Below are 17,055 nucleotides of genomic sequence, written 5' to 3'. Positions count from 1 at the left end.
CGTTGGTGAAAATCAATCAGAACGAAGTCCCGCTGCGCACTATATGAATTTTGAGCGCATATGAGACTTTGGAGGAGCATAACCGATGTCCCCGAATTCCCCTGCGCCCGATGCGCTCGTCGAGCGCCATGCGCGCGCCGGCCGGTCGCTCGTCGCGATCCTGCATGCGATCCAGGACGATGCGGGCTACGTGCCGTCGGGCTGCGTCGCGCCGCTCGCCAAGGCGCTGAACCTGTCGCGCGCGGAAGTGCACGGCGTCCTGACCTACTACCACCATTTCCGCACCGCGCCGCCCGCGCGCGTGACGATCCAGATGTGCCGCGCCGAAGCGTGCCGCAGCATGGGCTGCGAAACGCTCGCCGCCCACGCGGAAGCCCGCACCGGCTGCCGGTTCGACGCCGCGCACGGCGATGGCGCCGCGGGCCGCACACCGGACGACGTCGCGCTCGAATCGGTCTACTGCCTCGGACTGTGCGCGCAATCGCCGTCGATGACGGTCAACGGCGTGCTCCACGCCAAGGTCACGCCGGAGAAGTTCGACGCGCTGCTGGCCGACGCGGTCGCCCATACGCCGGAGGCCGCATGACGACCCGCATCTACGTTCCGCGCGATTCGTCCGCGCTGGCGCTCGGCGCCGACGCACTCGCCGCCGCGATCGCGGCCGAAGCCGCACGCCGCGGCATCGCGATCGAACTGGTCCGCAACGGCTCGCGCGGGCTGCTGTGGCTGGAGCCGCTCGTCGAGGTCGGGACGGCCGCGGGCCGCGTCGGCTATGCGAACCTGTCGGCCGCCGACGTGCCGGCCCTGTTCGACGCCAACTGGCTCGACGGCGGCGCGCATCCGAGCGGCGTCGGCCTCGTCGACGCGCTGCCCTATCTGGCGCGCCAGCAACGGCTCACGTTCGCGCGGATCGGCCTGACCGATCCACTGTCGATCGACGACTACCTGCAACACGAAGGCCTCGCCGGCCTGAAGAACGCACTGGCGCTCGACGGCGATGCCGCATGCGAAACGCTGATCGAGTCGGGTCTGCGCGGCCGCGGCGGCGCGGCGTTCCCGGCCGGCATCAAGTGGCGCACCGTGCGGCAAGCCCGCGCCGCGCAGAAATACATCGTCTGCAACGCGGACGAAGGCGATTCCGGCACGTTCTCCGACCGCCTGCTGATGGAATGCGATCCGTACTGCCTGATCGAAGGGATGATCATCGCGGGCGTCGCCACCGGCGCGACGGTCGGCTACATCTACGTGCGCAGCGAATACCCGCACGCGATCGCCACGCTCGAAGCCGCGATCGTCCGCGCGCGCGAAGCCGGCTGGCTCGGCGAGCACGTGCTCGGCTCCGCGCACGCATTCGAGCTGTACGTCGCGAAAGGCGCGGGCTCGTACGTATGCGGCGAGGAAACGGCGCTGCTCGAATCGCTCGAGGGCAAGCGCGGCGTCGTGCGCGCGAAGCCGCCGCTGCCCGCGCTCGCCGGCCTGTTCGGCCAGCCGACCGTGATCAACAACGTGATCACGCTCGCGACCGCGCCCGTGATCTTCGCGCGCGGGGCCGCGTTCTATCGCGACTACGGGATGGGCCGCTCGCGCGGCACGCTGCCGTTCCAGCTTGCCGGCAACCTCCGTCACGGCGGCCTCGTCGAGCTCGCGTTCGGCGTCACGCTGCGCGAGCTGCTGTTCGACTTCGGCGGCGGCACGGCCAGCGGCCGGCCGGCCCGCGCCGCGCAGGTCGGCGGCCCGCTCGGCACCTACCTGCCCGACCACCAGTGGGACGTGCCGCTCGACTACGAGGCGTACACGGCGATCGGCGCGGTGGTCGGCCACGGCGGCATCGTGCTGCACGACGACACGTCGAATCTCGCCGAGCTGGCCGAATACGCGATGAAGTTCTGCGCGATCGAATCGTGCGGCAAGTGCACGCCGTGCCGGATCGGTTCGACGCGCGGCGTCGAGACGATCGCGCGGATTCGCGACGGCGACACGTCGGAGCGGCAAATCACGCTGTTGCGCGACCTCTGCGACACGATGCTCGCCGGTTCGCTGTGCGCGATGGGCGGCATGACGCCGTACCCGGTGCTGTCCGCGCTCGACCATTTCCCCGAAGATTTCGGGCTCGCTGCCGGCAAGGATGCCGCGTCGGGCCCGGTCAAGGCTGCGGCCTGACCCAGAAGGAGCCCTGCATGTCCCTCGACACGAACAACGTCCGCCAAGGCGGCTGCGGCTCGGGCCAATGCGCGTGCAAGAGCGCCGCCCAGGCGCGCGCACGCGATCCGCACAACGAAACCGACTACGGCACGCCGCAACGGTACGCCGATACCGACGTCACGCTCGAAATCGACGGCCAGCCGGTCACGGTGCCGGCCGGCACGTCGGTGATGCGCGCGGCGATCGAAGCCGGCGTCAACGTCCCGAAGCTGTGCGCGACCGATTCGCTCGAGCCGTTCGGCTCGTGCCGGCTGTGCCTCGTCGAGATCGAAGGCCGGCGCGGCTATCCGGCGTCGTGCACGACGCCGGCCGAAGCCGGCATGAAGGTGCGCACGCAATCGGACCGGCTGCAGTCGCTGCGCCGCAACGTGATGGAGCTGTACATCTCCGACCACCCGCTCGACTGCCTCACCTGCCCGGCCAACGGCGACTGCGAACTGCAGGACATGGCCGGCGTGGTCGGCCTGCGCGAAGTGCGTTACGGCTTCGATGGCGCGAATCACCTGAAGGACACGAAGGACGAATCGAATCCGTACTTCACGTACGATCCGTCGAAGTGCATCGTCTGCAACCGCTGCGTGCGCGCGTGCGAGGAAACGCAGGGCACGTTCGCGCTGACGATCGCCGCGCGCGGCTTCGAATCGCGTGTCGCCGCCGGCGAAAGCGAATCGTTCATGGCGTCGGAATGCGTGTCGTGCGGCGCTTGCGTGGCCGCCTGCCCGACGGCCACGCTGCAGGAAAAATCCGTCGTGCAGCTCGGGCAGGCCGAGCACTCGGTCGTCACGACCTGCGCGTACTGCGGCGTCGGCTGCTCGTTCAAGGCCGAGATGAAGGGTACGCAGGTCGTGCGCATGACGCCGCACAAGAACGGTCTCGCGAACGAAGGCCACGCATGCGTGAAAGGACGCTTCGCGTGGGGCTATGCGACGCACAAGGACCGCATCACGAAGCCGATGATCCGCGAGAAGATCACCGACCCGTGGCGCGAAGTGAGCTGGGACGAAGCCCTCACCTACGCGGCGACGCAATTCCGCAAGCTGCAGCAGAAGTACGGCCGCGATTCGATCGGCGGGATTACGTCGTCGCGCTGCACGAACGAGGAAACCTATCTCGTGCAGAAGCTCGTGCGCGCCGCGTTCGGCAACAACAACGTCGATACCTGCGCACGCGTGTGCCACTCGCCGACCGGCTATGGCCTCAAGACGACGCTCGGCGAATCGGCCGGCACGCAGACGTTCGCCTCGGTCGGCCAGGCCGACGTGATCGTCGTGATGGGCGCGAACCCGACCGACGGCCATCCGGTGTTCGGCTCGCGGCTGAAGCGGCGCGTGCGCGAAGGCGCGAAGCTGATCGTGATCGACCCGCGCCGCATCGACGTCGTCGACGGCCCGCACGTGAAGGCCACGCATCATCTGCAGTTGCGCCCCGGCACCAACGTCGCGATCGTCAACGCGCTGGCGCACGTGATCGTCACCGAAGGGCTGGTGGCCGACGCCTTCGTCGCCGAGCGCTGCGACACGCGCGCGTTCGAGCAATGGCGCGACTTCGTCGCGCAGGCGGACAATTCGCCCGAGGCGACCGCGGACGTGACGGGCGTGCCGGCCGGGCTGGTGCGCGAGGCCGCGCGCCTGTACGCGACGGGCGGCAACGCCGCGATCTATTACGGCCTGGGCGTCACCGAACACGCGCAAGGCTCGACGACGGTGATGGGCATCGCGAACCTCGCGATGGCAACCGGCAACGTCGGCCGCGAGGGCGTCGGCGTCAATCCGCTGCGCGGCCAGAACAACGTGCAAGGTTCGTGCGACATGGGCTCGTTCCCGCACGAACTGCCCGGCTACCGGCACATCAGCGACGCGGTCGTACGCACGCAGTTCGAACAGGCGTGGTCGGCCACGCTGCAGCCGGAGCCGGGGCTGCGCATCCCGAACATGTTCGACGCGGCGCTCGACGGCAGCTTCAAGGGGCTTTACTGCCAGGGCGAGGACATCGTCCAGTCGGACCCGAACACGCAGCACGTCGCGGCCGCGCTGTCGGCGATGGAATGCATCGTCGTGCAGGACATCTTCCTGAACGAAACCGCGAAATACGCGCACGTGCTGCTGCCGGGCTCGACGTTCCTCGAAAAGGACGGCACGTTCACGAACGCGGAGCGCCGGATCTCGCGCGTGCGCAAGGTGATGCCGCCGCTCGCGGGCTACGCGGACTGGGAGGTCACGCTGCTGCTGTCGCAGGCGCTCGGCTACGACATGCACTACACGCATCCGTCGGAAATCATGGACGAAATCGCGCGGCTCACGCCGACCTTCTCGGGCGTGTCGTACGAGAAGCTCGACGCGCTCGGCAGCATCCAGTGGCCGTGCAACGAACACGCGCCGGAAGGCACGCCGACCATGCACATCGACACGTTCGTGCGCGGCAAGGGCCGGTTCGTGATCACCAAGTTCATTCCGACGCCGGAGAAAGTCACGCAGCGCTATCCGCTGATCCTGACGACGGGCCGCATCCTGTCGCAATACAACGTCGGCGCACAGACGCGCCGGACCGAAAACGTCCGGTGGCATGAAGAGGATCGCCTCGAGATCCATCCGCACGACGCCGAGGATCGCGGGATCCGCACCGGCGACTGGGTCGGCATCGAATCGCGCGCCGGGCAGACCGTGTTGCGCGCGCTGGTGTCCGATCGCATGCAGCCGGGCGTCGTGTACACGACGTTCCACTTCCCCGAATCGGGGGCGAACGTGATCACGACGGAGAGCTCCGACTGGGCGACGAACTGCCCGGAATACAAGGTGACGGCCGTGCAGGTGATGCCGGTTGCGCAACCGTCCGACTGGCAGCAGGCGTATGCGCGCTTCAACTCGGAGCAACTCGATCTGCTCGAGCGCCGCGCCGCCGCGCCGGCCATCGCGACGACGGGCAAGTGAGGCAGCCATGGACCACGACCACCTGATCGACATGGCCAACCAGATCGGCGCGTTCTTCGAATCGATGCCCGATCGCGACGAAGCGCTGGGCGGCATCGCCGAGCATATCCGGCGCTTCTGGGAACCGCGGATGCGTCGCGCGTTGCTCGCCGCGCTCGACGACCCGTCGAGCGAAGCCGGGCAACGCGCGGCGCCGATCGTGCGCGACGCGATCGCCGCGCATCGCGCGTCGCTCGTGCCTGCCGCGGCGCCCGCCTGAGCGCGCGGCTACGCGGACACCGACATGCCCGCGAACCAGCTTTCGCAGTGGCGCAGCAACGCGTTCGCGTCGGTCGCCGTGCGCCCGCGCGCGGCGACATAGCCGTCGGGCCGCAGCAGATAGAACGACGGCCGCGAGCGGCCGTATTCCTGCGCAAGCCCCGCCGCACCGTCGCCTTCGGCATCGGCGACGCGCCACACGCGCACCGCTTCCGGCATGATCCGTTCGAGCCCCTGCACGAGCGCCTGCGCATCGGCCGGGATCGGCGGCACCTCGCCGGCGTCGGCATTCGCCGGCTCTTCCAGCAGCAACAGCGTGAAACTCGCCGGATCGTGAAGATCGTATAGTCGCGCCGTGCCGGGCGCGCGACCGAGCGGCCCGTCGAGCACGTGCACGAGCGCATCGGGCGCGCGCTCGCCCGCGCGCGGGCCGCCGTCGAGCACGCGCTCGAGCGTGAGCGGACTCTTCCGGTACTGCACGCCGAGCTCGCTCACCGTGCGCCTGACCGCGTCGCGCATCGGCCCGAACGACGCGAGCAGCGGCACGACGTGATCGCGCAGCAGCTTCATCGCACCGCGCTCGGCTTCGACGACCTGCGTGACGAAACCGGTCTGCCGCAACACGTCGCGCTCGATCGGATGGCGCTCCGCGTGATACGTGTCGAGCAACCGCTCGGGCGCGCCGGCGCGAATCACGCGCGCGAGTTTCCAGCCGAGGTTGAACGCCTCCTGGATGCCGGTGTTCATGCCCTGCGCGCCGGCCGGGCTGTGGACGTGCGCGGCGTCGCCCGCGAAGAACACGCGGCCGTGACGCAGCCGGTCGACCATCCGGCTGTGCAGATGGAAATAGGACGACCACGCGAGATCGCTTGGCGAGATCGATGCGCCGACGCGCGCGCGGATGATCGCGTCGCATTCCTCGAGCGACGGCGCCGCCGCGTCGGGCGACGCGCCGCTGCCGGGCGGCCGGTCCGCGACGAGCCGGTAACGGCCGCCGCCCATCGGAAACAGGCCCGCGATGCCCGCGGGTGTCGTGAACAGGTGGATTTCCTCGTCCGGCCAGTCGGGTATCGCCGCGAAATCGGCCAGCAGGAAAGTCTGTTCGAACGCATGCCCGGCAAAGCCCAGGCCGAGCAGGTGCCTGACCGTGCTGTGCGCGCCGTCGGCGGCAATCAGGTACGACGGGGCGAACGACTCGTCGCGACCGTCGGCGCCGCGCAGCGTCACGTCGAGCGACGTGCCGCCCGTCCCGCCCGTGTCGCACGCGGTCAGCGCCGTACCGCGTTCGACGGTCACACCCATTCCGGCCAGGTGCTCCACGAGCAGCCGCTCGGTGATGCTCTGGTCGAGAAACATCAGATACGGATAGCGCGTTTGCAGCGGATCGAAATCGAGCCGCGCGATCACGCGGCCGTCGGCATGCAGCTCGGCGGCATGGGCGCGATGGCCGAGCGCGAGAAACGGTTCGACCGCACGATGCTGCTCCAGCAGTTCGAGCGTGCGCGCCTGGATGCCGATCGCACGCGAAAACGGCGCGGGCGCGACGAGCCGATCGATGATGCGCACCGGCACGCGGGCCCGCGTGAGGCTCATCGCCGCGGCAAGGCCGGTCGGCCCCGCGCCGACGATCAGCACGGGTGGGATATCGGACTGTGTGTCAGCCATGGAGACCTCGATGACACGCGACCCTGCCAGTCTACGCCGCTCCGCGTGACGGGGCCATATGCCGGACGGACGATGCGCGGCCCCGCCGCGCGGTGTGGGAAAATACGCGCTTTCCGCCAGTTATCGCGTCATGGATTCCGCATTCGACCGGGCGTACGCCGCACATCGTGCGGGCCGCCTCGCCGAGGCCGAGCACGGCTATCGCCACGCGCTCGCCTCCAACCCCGCCAACGCCGACGCGCTGCACCTGTTCGGCGTGCTGCGGCACCAGCAGGGCCAGCATGCCGAGGCAGCCGATCTCGTCGGCCGCGCCGTCGCGCTGCGTCCGGACGACGCCGCGCTGCAGCTCAATCTCGGCAACGCGCTGAAAGCGCTCGGCCGGCTCGACGAAGCGATCGACCGATTCCGCAACGCGCTGACGCTCGCGCCCGAATTTCCGCTCGCGCACTACAACCTCGGCAACGCGTATGCGGCGCTGCAGCGTCACGACGACGCGATCGACGCGTTCAGCCGGGCGCTGCGGCTCACGCCCGACGACGCGTCGATCCACAACAATCTCGGCAACGCGCTGAACGCGCTCGGCCGCCACGACGACGCGCTCGCCGCGTTCGGTCGCGCGCTCGAGCTCCGGCCCGGGCATGCGGGCGCGCACAACAACCTCGCGATGGCGCTGAGCGCGATGGGTCGCGCCGACGATGCGATCGCGCACTTCCAGGCCGCGATCGCCGCGCAGCCGCGATTCGTCGCCGCGCATTTCAATCTCGGCAACACGTTCGATGCGGTCGGCCGGCATGCGGAGGCCGCCGCGGCATTCGAAGCCGCGCTCGCGCTGCACCCGCCGTTTCCGCTCGCGCTGTTCGGGCTCGCGAACGCGCTCTGCGCGCAAGCGCGCCATCGCGACGCGCTGCCCTACTACGAGCGCGCCGTCGGGCTCGATCCGTCGTTCGGGCTCGCATGGCTGAATCTCGGCAACGCGCATCACGCGCTCGGCGCGCACGAGATGGCGCTGCGCGCATTCGACCAGGCGCTGCGCGTCGCGCCCGATCTCACGCTCGCGCGGCTGCATCGCGCGGTCACGCTGCTGACGCTGCGCGACTTCACGCGCGGCCTGCCCGCGTACGAAGCGCGCCACGAGACGCCCGGCGCGACGCCGCTCGGCGCGCTGCCGCGCTGGCAGGGCGAGCCGATTGCGTCGCGCACGCTGCTGATCCGCGCGGAACAGGGGTTCGGCGATACGCTGCAGTTCGTCCGCTTCGTGCCGCAGGTGCGCGCACGCTGCGCGCGGGTCACGCTCGAGGTTCAGCCCGAACTCGTCGCGCTGCTGACGCCGGCCGCCGCGCGCTGGCGCGTGACGCTCGTCCCGCAAGGCACCGCGAAGCCGCCGGCCGCGGATGTCGCCTGCACGCTGATGAGCCTGCCGTTCCTGCTCGGGCTTCAGCCGGAGGACATCGTCGGCTCGCGCTACCTCGATGCGCCCGACGGCGCCCGGCGGCGCTTTCGCGGCTCGCTCGGCGGGCAGTCGAAGCGCAAGTTCGGCCTCGCATGGTCGGGGCGCCGGCAGGCGCAGGAAAACCGCTCGATGCCGTTCGACGCGCTCGCGCCGCTGCTCGCGCTGCCGGACATCGACTGGATCGTGCTGCAGCCCGCGCTGGACGACGAAGAACGGGCGCGCGTCGACGCGCATCCGCGCGTGCATCGCCTCGACGGCCGGCTGAACGACTTTGCCGATACGGCCGCGCTGATCGAGCGGCTCGACGGCGTCGTCACGATCGACACGGCCGTCGCGCACCTCGCGGGCGCGCTCGGCAAGCCGCTGTGGGTCATGCTGCCGTTCGCGGCCGACTGGCGCTGGTTCACCGGCGGCGACTGCCCGTGGTACGCGCGCGCCCGCATCGCCCGCCAGCCTGCACCGGGCGCGTGGCCCGACGTGGCGGCCGCGGTGGCCGGCATGCTGCGCGAAGCCTGAGCGCGAACGAACAAGGGAGCGCAATGCGCTCCCTTTTTTCAACGCGATGCGCGGTGGACACCGCGCGCTATGCCGGCCGCCGTCAGGCCGACTTGTACTGGTTGCGCGCGTCGGACGTGCGGTACAGCACGAGCGTCGCGATCAAGCCGCAGATCGCGGCCACACTCAACCACATCCCCGGCGCCGCCTTGTTGCCCGTCTGGTGGATCAGCAGCGTCGAGATCGCCGGCGTGAAACCGCCGATCGTCGTTGCCAGGCTGTACGCGAGCGAGAAGCCGGCCGTCCGCACGTCGGCCGGCATCACTTCGGTCAGCGCGACGACCATCGCGCCGTTGTACGACGCGTACAGGAACGACAGCCACAGCTCGACCGCGAGCAGCCGCAGGAACGACGGATCGCCGACGAGCCACAACACGGCCGGGTAAGCCGACAGCAGCGTCAGCACGGTGAACGCGATCAGCACCGGGCGGCGGCCGATGCGATCGGACAGCGCACCGGACAGCGGCAGCCACACGAGATTCGAGATCCCGACGCAGACGGTCACGACGAGCGCGTCGAGCGACGACAGGTGCAGCACTTCCTTGCCGAAGGTCGGCGTGTACGCGGTAATCATGTAGAACGACACCGTCGTCATGATCACCATCCCCATGCCGGCCACCACGACACTCCAGTTGTCGAGCATCGAGCGCATGATCTCGCCCATCGTCGGGCGGTGACGCTTCGCCAGGAATTCGTCGGTCTCCTTCAGCGAACGGCGGATCAGGAACAGGAACGGCACGATCAGGCAGCCGATCAGGAACGGAATGCGCCAGCCCCACGCGGTCATTTCCTCGACCGGCAGCGCGCGGTTCAGCACGACGCCGACGAACGCGGCGAACACGACGGCGACCTGCTGGCTGCCCGACTGCCACGACGTATAGAACCCCTTGTGGCCCTTCGTCGCGATCTCCGACAGATAGACCGACACGCCGCCGAGTTCGACGCCCGCCGAAAAGCCCTGCAACAACCGGCCGAGCAGCACGAGCACCGGCGCGAGCACGCCGATCGTCGCATAGCCCGGTATCGCGGCCACGGTGAGCGTGCCGATCGCCATCAGCCCGAGGGTCAGGATCAGCCCCTTACGGCGGCCGTGATGGTCAATGTACGCGCCGAGCACGATCGCACCGACCGGCCGCATCAGGAAGCCCGCGCCGAATACCGACAGCGACAGCATCAGCGACGCGAAGGCGTTGCCGCTCGGAAAGTACGTTTTCGCGATGGCCGACGCGTAATACCCGTAGACCATGAAGTCGTACATTTCCAGGAAGTTGCCGCTGACGACGCGGAAGACGGTGCGGACTTTCGATTCCTGCGCGATGGCAGGCGACGCTGTGGACATGTTTTCTCGCTCAGCTCGGATGGCGCGCATACCGCGCCGCATGGATCCGGCGACGCGCGCCGCGCCGGACCGGGCCGACGCGCACGGGCATCGCTGCCCGCCGGCGGCACCGCGCGTAACGGCGCGCCGCCGGCATGATTCGCGAATCATGCCACGGCAAGCCGACATTTGCCTTGTAGCGCGCTCGTCACCGGCGTCGCGGTGGCCGCCTCGTACAAGTCGCCCGGAAACGGGCACAAGAATCAGATCGATCCGATCGACCGACCTTCGCCGGCTGACCACAATGTCAGGATTTGCGACGACATTTTCACGCCGCGTCGGCACGGGTCGCCCGTGTCGCACGACGCCCCCGCCATGATCCCATCCCCCCTCGTCCCGGTCGAAGGCGCGCTTGCCCGCCCTCGCGCCACCCCGCTCGACCACGTCCCGCCGTTCGGCCGCGAATGGCGATTTAGCGACGCACGGGGTGCCGGGCCCGGCAGGCACTGCCTCGCGACCCTGACGACGTCCTGCATCGATGTCGACCGACCGCACCGCGCGTGCCAATGGCAGCCGCTATCCGTGACGGCGGCGCTGCCGGCCTCGGCCGGGTTGACTGTCACGCCGGCTGTCGTCCCCGGCCGGCGCTTGCGCCATCCGGCCCGCCGCCCTCGCGACCGGCGCGCGATGTACGCCGCCTGCTGGAGCATCGGCACACTCGGCATCATCGGCTGGCTGATCGGCGCGTACGAGCCACCGGCGGGTTTCGGCTCCCCGTACACGATTCAAGCCGCCGGCGGCGCGCCCGCGCACACCACGATATCGACCGGCACCGTACGTGTCGCCGAGGCTGAACCGACCCCGTCGACGAACGCCATGCCGCGGCGCAAGATGGCGACGCGTGTCGCGAACACGACGGAATCGTCGCCCGTCGCGCACCACATTCCGCTCCGCCACGCGTCGCTTCACCCGCAAGCGACCTCCGAGGTGCGGCACGCCGCCCCTGCTTCGCCACGTCGGGCAACGGGCCCGCGCACGACGCAAGCATCGCCCCGCACACCGGTCGTGCCGCGACCGGCTGCGCATGCGCCGCTCCCGCGCGCCGCGGGCGACACCCGCACACGCGATCGGCTCGCCCGGCCGCCGCGCATGGCAGACACGCGCGATACGCGCGACTCGCTCGACGATCCGGCCACGTTGATTGCCATCGCGAACGCGCTGCCCGTAACGCAGCCGACACACGCGCCCGCGGCCGGCTTCGACTGGACGACGCGACTGTCGCATCGCCGCTTGACCGACGTGCCGGACGCGTTCGCGCATTGACGTCCGCCCAATAAAAACCCCGGCGAAGATCGCTTCGCCGGGGTTTTCGCTCGTCTCGTTCCGTCCGTTCGACGAATCGTTACTTGTGCATGGACAGCCCCGTTTCGGTCTGCTTCTCGAGTTGCCGCACCTGCTCCTGCAGATCGCGCAACTGCAACTGCGCCGCCCGCTTCTCGACCTGCAGCGCCTGCGCCTGCTCCTGCGCCGACTTCTGCCGCTGCGCGACTTCGGCCTGCTGGCTGCGCGCGACGCTCAAGTCGGCCTGCAACTGCTGCGCACGATTCGCCTGCAGCGCGATCACGCGTTCGAGAAATGCCTTCTGCGCCTGCAGCTCGGTCCGGCGAATCTCGATATCGGCGAGCTGCGCCGTCTGCTGAACGAAATTCGCGTACACCATCTCCGCGCGATTCTTTTCCTGCGAACGGATCACGCGCCACAGGTTCTTGTCCTGGAACAAGGCGACGTAATACGTCATCTCGCGCGGATCGAACATCAGGCTCGCACCGTAGCTGCCGTTGTAGGTCGTGCGCATCTCGACGATCCGGCCGTCGTGCAGCATCTGCGTCAGCTCGGCGACGTTGCCTTGCGCGGCGGTGTCCGACGCGACCGAGGCCGATGCCGATGGCGCCGACGACGCGCTGCCGCTCAGGCTCGTGACTGCCGGACGCGTACCGGCGACGGGTGCGGTCGCATCGGCGGACCAGGCCGCGCCCGCTTGCGCGCAGGCGGCCAGCGCAACGATCCACGTTGCGCATCGTGCAGGGAAGAAGTTTCGGAAAGCCAACGTCAGACTCCGGCGAACAAATCGGAACTGGCGATTATCGTGCAAAACGAAACGGCCGCATCTCGAATTTATCGGGATGCGGCCGGCCTGCGTGCCACGCGAAAAATACGGCGTGCTACAAGCGCGTTTCGCGTGCCGCGCGCAGGAACGCGTCGAGCAGCGGCGTGCAGTCGAGCAGTTCGGAACCGCCCGCGCGATGGAACTCCGGATGCCACTGCACGCCGACGACGAACGGCGAACGACGATGGCGAATGCCTTCGATGATCCCGTCGCCGGCCGACACGGCCTCGATGTTCAGATCGCGACCGAGATCGCGGATCGCCTGGTGGTGAATCGAGTTGACGATCGCTTCGCTGCGCCCCGGGAACATGCTCGCGAGCGTCGACGAATCGGGAAAGCGGATCGCGTGACGATGCTGGTCGTAATGCTCGCTCACGTGCGCGTTCGCGGTCGGCACGTCGGTGGCGATGTCCTGGTACAGCGAACCGCCGAACGCGACGTTGATCAACTGGCAGCCGCGACATACGCCGAGCACGGGTTTGCCGGACTCGACGAATTCGTGCAGCAGCTCGAGCTCGTACATGTCGCGCACGCGATCGCCGGGCCATTCGGGGCGCGCATCCGACGCCGCGTAGGTCTGCGGCGACACGTCGGCGCCGCCTTGCAGCAGCAGGCCGTCGAGATGCTTCGCGTAATCGCGCAGACGGATGTTGCTCGGATGGATCATGCCTTGATGGCCGACGGTCGGAATCATGAATACGAGCACGTCGCGCGACATCACCCAGTGGGCGATCGATTCCTCGAGATACTGCAGCGTCTTGCCGCGCAGCCCCTTCGCGCCCGGCTCCGGATGGAAGATCCGCGCCGATACGCCGATGCGCAGCGTGCGTTGCGTGATGCGCTGGCCGGCGCGGTCGAACAGCCGCCGTGCGCGGGCCGCGACGATCCGGCCGAATACCGACCACGGCGTGTCGCTCTGCTTCAGATAGGCGGGCGGCGCATTCTGCGCGTTCGCCGGCGGCGGTCGCGGCGTGTCGAAATCGGGCGGCGCGCCGAAGCCGGGCGGCGGCGCGCCTGGCTTCAGCGGTGCGACCGCGGCGGCGTCATCGCCGACGGCGCCTGCCGCACCGGGCGCGCCCGGCTCGGAGGCGGCCGTGACGGGCGATGCACCGTCATCGGCGACATGCTCCGCGGCGGCCTGCGTGGCCGGCGCATCGGGCGTTTTCGCCGGATCGGGACGAGGGGAATCGGAAGAAGCGGAAGAGGTGCCGGGCAGACCGGCCGGGGAAGGCGTGTTTTCGCTCATGACGATAGTCTGATGCGTCGCTCGCGCGTAGGGATAGACGAGGATTCATTATGCTTCAGTGCACGATCGCGCGGTAAACCTGCAACATCCTGTCGATATTGTTGCAAGTGGCGGCCACCCGCACCGGGATCGTTACCCCCGTATCGCACGCGCTGGACATCGGTGATATATCACAATAATATCCAGCGATCGTCCATGCTTCCCGAGCCTCCGCGCCATGATCGCGCCCTTCCCGGCCGCCGCGCCGCAACCGGCATGAGTACCGTGACCGACCTTACCCCCGACCGCGCCGCCGCGTCGCCGGCCAGTCTCGCCGACCGCGCGTACGCGCTGATCCAGCGGGACATCATCACGATGCGCCTGAAGCCGGGCGCCGCGCTGAACGAAGCCGACCTCGTCGCGCGCACGGGCATCGGCCGCACGCCGGTGCACCAGGCCGTGCATCGGCTCGTGCTCGAAGGGCTGCTGTCGGTGATCCCGCGCAAGGGCTTGATGGTGCAGCCGCTGTCGCTCGAGGACATCGTCGCGGTGATCGACGTGCGGCGCGTCAACGAAGCGCACTGCGCCGACCTCGCCGCGCGCCACGCGACCCCCGACGATCTCGCGCGCCTGGCCGCGCTGCTCGACGACGGGCAGGCCTGTGTCGACACCCACGACGTCGAGGGCATGATGGAGCTCGACCGCGCGTTTCATCAGACGATCGCGGCGGCCACGCGCAATGCGGTGCTCGCCGACATCCTGCGCGCGCTGCACGAGCGCTCGCTGCGTTTCTGGTTCGTCACGCTGTCCGAACCGCACCACCTCGCCGACGTCCAGCACGAACACCGCGCGCTGTTCGACCGGCTGTCCGCACGCGACGCCGCCGGCGCGCGCGCAGCCGTCGAAAGCCATATCGATTCGTTCCGCTCCACGCTTCTCCAACGTCTTCGCCCCTGAGTCGCCATGACCACTTTCACGCCGTTCCCCCCGCTCGCCCAGCTCGCCGCCGACCTCGCCGCCGGCCGGACCACGAGCCGCGCGCTCGTCGACACCGCACTCGACCGGATCGCCGATCCGTCGGGCCAGGGCGCCGTCGTCTTCACCGAAGTCGATGCCGACAACGCCCGCGCGGCCGCCGACGCGCACGACCGGCTGCGCGCCGCGGGCACCGTGCTGTCGCCGCTCGCGGGCATTCCCGTGTCGATCAAGGACCTGTTCGACGTCGCGGGCCAGGTCACGCGCGCGGGGTCGCGCGTACTCGACGGCGCGCCGGCCGCGCGCACCGATGCGGTCGCCGTCGCGCGGCTCAAGCGTGCGGGCGCGGTGCTGGTCGGCCGCACCAACATGAGCGAGTTCGCGTTCTCGGGGCTCGGGCTGAATCCGCACTTCGGCAACCCGCGCTCGCCGTATCACCGCGACGTGCCGGGCGATGCGCGGATTTCGGGCGGCTCGTCGTCGGGGGCGGCCGCGTCGGTCGCCGACGGGATGGCCGCCGTCGCGCTCGGCACCGACACCGGCGGCTCGATCCGCATTCCGGCCGCGCTGTGCGGGCTGACCGGCTTCAAGCCGACCGCGAGCCGGATTCCGACGCAAGGCGGCGTGCCGCTGTCGACGACGCTCGACTCGTTCGGCCCGATCGGCCTGACGGTCGCGTGCTGCGCACTGGTCGACCGGATGCTCGCGGGGCTCGAGCCGCACGTGCCGGCCGCCCGGCCGCTCGAAGGCGTACGGCTCGGCGTGCTGACGAACTATGTGACGGATGGCGTCGATGCCGACGTCGCGGCGGCGCTCGACACCGCGCTCAAGCATCTCGAAGCGGCCGGCGCGATCGTCACCGAAGTACGCTTCCCCGCGCTCGACCGGCTGCCGGAAATCAACCGTTTCGGCTTCTCGCCGATCGAAGCGTACGCGTGGCATCGTCCGCTGCTCGCCCAGCATCGCGACCAGTACGACCCGCGCGTGCTGACGCGAATCCTGAAGGGCGAACCCGCAAGCGCGGCCGACTATCTCGACCTGCTCGCCGCGCGCGCCGCGATGCTCGACGAAGCCGCGCACACGGTCTGGTCGCGCTTCGATGCGCTCGTCGCGCCGACGGTGCCGGTCGTGCCGCCGCGCATCGCCGAACTCGAAACGGACGACGACGCGTTCACGCGCACCAACGCGCTGATCCTGCGCAACCCGAGCGCGTTCAACTTCCTCGATGCGTGCGGCCTGTCGCTGCCGTGCCATCCGCGCGACGCGGCGCCGGTCGGCCTGATGCTCGCGGCGGCGCCGCATCGCGACGACGCGCTGCTCGCGATCGGCCAGTCGGTCGAGGCCGTGCTGAACACGATCCGCTGACCGCACCGGCCGATGGCAAGCCGGTCGCGCACCGATCGCCGTCGGCCCGCGCGCGGTGCGGCAGGCCGCCGCACGGCCGATGTCAGTTTCGTGCCAGATCATTCGCGCTAAAATCGCGCGATTGTTTTACGGACCGACCGACGAGGACCCCCGCCGACATGAACGACTACACGCTTGCACTCCGCCGCGAACGCCGCCTGCTGATGCTGCTCGGATGGGTGTGCATCGCCCTGCTGGCCGGCGCGCTGTACCTGCAGTACGTGAAGAACGAAGACCCGTGCCCGCTGTGCATCATCCAGCGCTATTTCTTCTGCGCGATCGGGATCTTCGCGTTCCTGGCCGCCGGGATCCGCAACTGGCGCGGCGTCTGGGTGCTCGAACTGCTGATCGCGATCGCCGCGGCCGGCGGTGTCGGCACGGCCGCGCGGCACCTGTCGATCCAGATGAATCCGGGCTTCAGCTGCGGCTTCGACACGCTGCAGCCGATCGTCGACAGCCTGCCGCCCGCGCAGTGGTTCCCCGGCATGTTCAAGGTCGCCGGGCTGTGCGAGACCGTCTACCCGCCGATCCTCGGCATCCTGCTGCCCGGCTGGGCGCTGATCGGCTTCGCCTTGATCCTGGTCGCGGTCGTCGCGAGCCTCTGGCGCCATCGCCGCAAGCTCGCGGGCTGACCCCCTGGCCGCGGTGCCGGCCCGTCGCATGCGCGGCCCGCGCGAATGGGCCGCGCGCCGCCGGCGCGTCGTCACCCCGGCTGCGGCCTGCGCCGGCCCCGCCCGGCCGCCGCGCGTAAACACCTACCCCGCCGCCGCCCGGATTTCCGGGCGGGCGGGCGTCGCGCGATCGCCGCGCACCTGCCCCGCCACGCATGCGTTTCGGCCCGATGTGCATGCATCGGTCCCCCGATCCCACGCGGCGGGCCTATGATCGACATGATCGCCGCCTGATAGC

Annotated in this window: 13 protein-coding genes; 9 read left to right on the top strand and 4 right to left on the bottom strand. The window is 69.6% G+C overall.

The genetic code is table 11. From position 1 onward, the window contains the following. Positions 1–85: 85 nt before the first annotated feature. From QZM72_RS25170 to QZM72_RS25155, 4 genes are read left to right on the top strand one after another with little or no spacing between them, the layout of a single operon-like run. Positions 86–586, top strand: a complete 501-nt coding sequence (locus QZM72_RS25170; RefSeq protein WP_301739503.1) for an NAD(P)H-dependent oxidoreductase subunit E — start codon at positions 86–88, stop codon at positions 584–586. Further along, on the top strand, positions 583–2,160 hold the full coding sequence (locus tag QZM72_RS25165) for an NADH-quinone oxidoreductase subunit NuoF (protein ID WP_301739502.1): 1,578 nt from the start codon (positions 583–585) through the stop codon (positions 2,158–2,160). Before QZM72_RS25170 ends, QZM72_RS25165 begins: the two co-directional genes overlap by 4 nt. A 17-nt stretch (positions 2,161–2,177) precedes the next feature. Next, positions 2,178–5,129: a formate dehydrogenase subunit alpha gene (gene fdhF, locus QZM72_RS25160; RefSeq protein WP_301739501.1), complete on the top strand. Its 2,952-nt coding sequence runs from the start codon at positions 2,178–2,180 to the stop codon at positions 5,127–5,129. Positions 5,130–5,136: 7 nt separating this feature from the next. Next, entirely contained in the window at positions 5,137–5,388 is a 252-nt protein-coding gene (locus QZM72_RS25155; protein ID WP_089466919.1) for a formate dehydrogenase subunit delta, read from the top strand. Between the two features lie 8 nt (positions 5,389–5,396). On the opposite strand, the gene QZM72_RS25150 is transcribed toward QZM72_RS25155, so the two are convergent. Beyond that, a complete protein-coding gene (locus tag QZM72_RS25150; RefSeq protein ID WP_301739500.1) occupies positions 5,397–7,052 on the bottom strand; it encodes an FAD-dependent monooxygenase in 1,656 nt (551 codons plus the stop codon). Positions 7,053–7,110: 58 nt separating this feature from the next. Here QZM72_RS25150 and QZM72_RS25145 point away from each other — a divergent pair, with 58 nt between their 5' ends. Continuing rightward, positions 7,111–9,018 carry a tetratricopeptide repeat protein gene (locus QZM72_RS25145; protein WP_301739499.1) on the top strand — a complete coding sequence of 636 codons (1,908 nt, stop codon included), beginning with the start codon at positions 7,111–7,113 and terminating at the stop codon, positions 9,016–9,018. Positions 9,019–9,100: 82 nt separating this feature from the next. Here QZM72_RS25145 and QZM72_RS25140 read toward each other — a convergent pair whose 3' ends face one another. Next, positions 9,101–10,396, bottom strand: a complete 1,296-nt coding sequence (locus QZM72_RS25140) for an MFS transporter (protein ID WP_301739498.1) — start codon at positions 10,394–10,396, stop codon at positions 9,101–9,103. A 201-nt stretch (positions 10,397–10,597) separates the two neighbouring features. Here QZM72_RS25140 and QZM72_RS25135 point away from each other — a divergent pair, with 201 nt between their 5' ends. After that, positions 10,598–11,698, top strand: a complete 1,101-nt coding sequence (locus QZM72_RS25135) for a hypothetical protein (RefSeq protein WP_301739497.1) — start codon at positions 10,598–10,600, stop codon at positions 11,696–11,698. Positions 11,699–11,777: 79 nt separating this feature from the next. Here QZM72_RS25135 and QZM72_RS25130 read toward each other — a convergent pair whose 3' ends face one another. Both QZM72_RS25130 and QZM72_RS25125 read right to left on the bottom strand, forming a co-directional pair. Continuing rightward, on the bottom strand, positions 11,778–12,482 hold the full coding sequence (locus tag QZM72_RS25130; RefSeq protein WP_089466915.1) for a DUF2968 domain-containing protein: 705 nt from the start codon (positions 12,480–12,482) through the stop codon (positions 11,778–11,780). Between the two features lie 115 nt (positions 12,483–12,597). Further along, the gene (locus QZM72_RS25125) at positions 12,598–13,788 is read right to left on the bottom strand and encodes a gamma-glutamyl-gamma-aminobutyrate hydrolase family protein (RefSeq protein WP_301739496.1); all 1,191 of its coding nucleotides are present in this window, start codon (positions 13,786–13,788) and stop codon (positions 12,598–12,600) included. 255 nt (positions 13,789–14,043) lie between these two features. Here QZM72_RS25125 and QZM72_RS25120 point away from each other — a divergent pair, with 255 nt between their 5' ends. The 3 genes from QZM72_RS25120 (at position 14,044) to QZM72_RS25110 (ending at position 16,778) form a co-directional block, all read left to right on the top strand. Next, positions 14,044–14,724: a GntR family transcriptional regulator gene (locus QZM72_RS25120; RefSeq protein WP_301739495.1), complete on the top strand. Its 681-nt coding sequence runs from the start codon at positions 14,044–14,046 to the stop codon at positions 14,722–14,724. Positions 14,725–14,730: 6 nt separating this feature from the next. Beyond that, a complete protein-coding gene (locus QZM72_RS25115; protein WP_301739494.1) occupies positions 14,731–16,107 on the top strand; it encodes an amidase in 1,377 nt (458 codons plus the stop codon). Positions 16,108–16,265: 158 nt separating this feature from the next. Continuing rightward, complete coding sequence (locus tag QZM72_RS25110; RefSeq protein WP_089466911.1) at positions 16,266–16,778, top strand: disulfide bond formation protein B; 513 nt, start codon at positions 16,266–16,268, stop codon at positions 16,776–16,778. The last annotated feature ends 277 nt before the right edge of the window (positions 16,779–17,055 follow it).

Source organism: Burkholderia sp. AU45388 (assembly GCF_030481585.1).
Classification (GTDB): domain Bacteria; phylum Pseudomonadota; class Gammaproteobacteria; order Burkholderiales; family Burkholderiaceae; genus Burkholderia; species Burkholderia sola.
Note: the sequence above shows the minus strand (reverse complement) of the source record. Positions and strands in the feature narration are given on the sequence as shown.

Coding starts and splice junctions, on each gene's coding strand:
- QZM72_RS25170 (WP_301739503.1), top strand. CDS start 86: ATGTCCCCGAATTCCCCTGCGCCCGATGCGCTCGTCGAGCGCCATGCG.
- QZM72_RS25165 (WP_301739502.1), top strand. CDS start 583: ATGACGACCCGCATCTACGTTCCGCGCGATTCGTCCGCGCTGGCGCTC.
- fdhF (WP_301739501.1), top strand. CDS start 2,178: ATGTCCCTCGACACGAACAACGTCCGCCAAGGCGGCTGCGGCTCGGGC.
- QZM72_RS25155 (WP_089466919.1), top strand. CDS start 5,137: ATGGACCACGACCACCTGATCGACATGGCCAACCAGATCGGCGCGTTC.
- QZM72_RS25150 (WP_301739500.1), bottom strand. CDS start 7,052: ATGGCTGACACACAGTCCGATATCCCACCCGTGCTGATCGTCGGCGCG.
- QZM72_RS25145 (WP_301739499.1), top strand. CDS start 7,111: ATGCCGGACGGACGATGCGCGGCCCCGCCGCGCGGTGTGGGAAAATAC.
- QZM72_RS25140 (WP_301739498.1), bottom strand. CDS start 10,396: ATGTCCACAGCGTCGCCTGCCATCGCGCAGGAATCGAAAGTCCGCACC.
- QZM72_RS25125 (WP_301739496.1), bottom strand. CDS start 13,788: ATGAGCGAAAACACGCCTTCCCCGGCCGGTCTGCCCGGCACCTCTTCC.
- QZM72_RS25120 (WP_301739495.1), top strand. CDS start 14,044: ATGAGTACCGTGACCGACCTTACCCCCGACCGCGCCGCCGCGTCGCCG.
- QZM72_RS25115 (WP_301739494.1), top strand. CDS start 14,731: ATGACCACTTTCACGCCGTTCCCCCCGCTCGCCCAGCTCGCCGCCGAC.
- QZM72_RS25110 (WP_089466911.1), top strand. CDS start 16,266: ATGAACGACTACACGCTTGCACTCCGCCGCGAACGCCGCCTGCTGATG.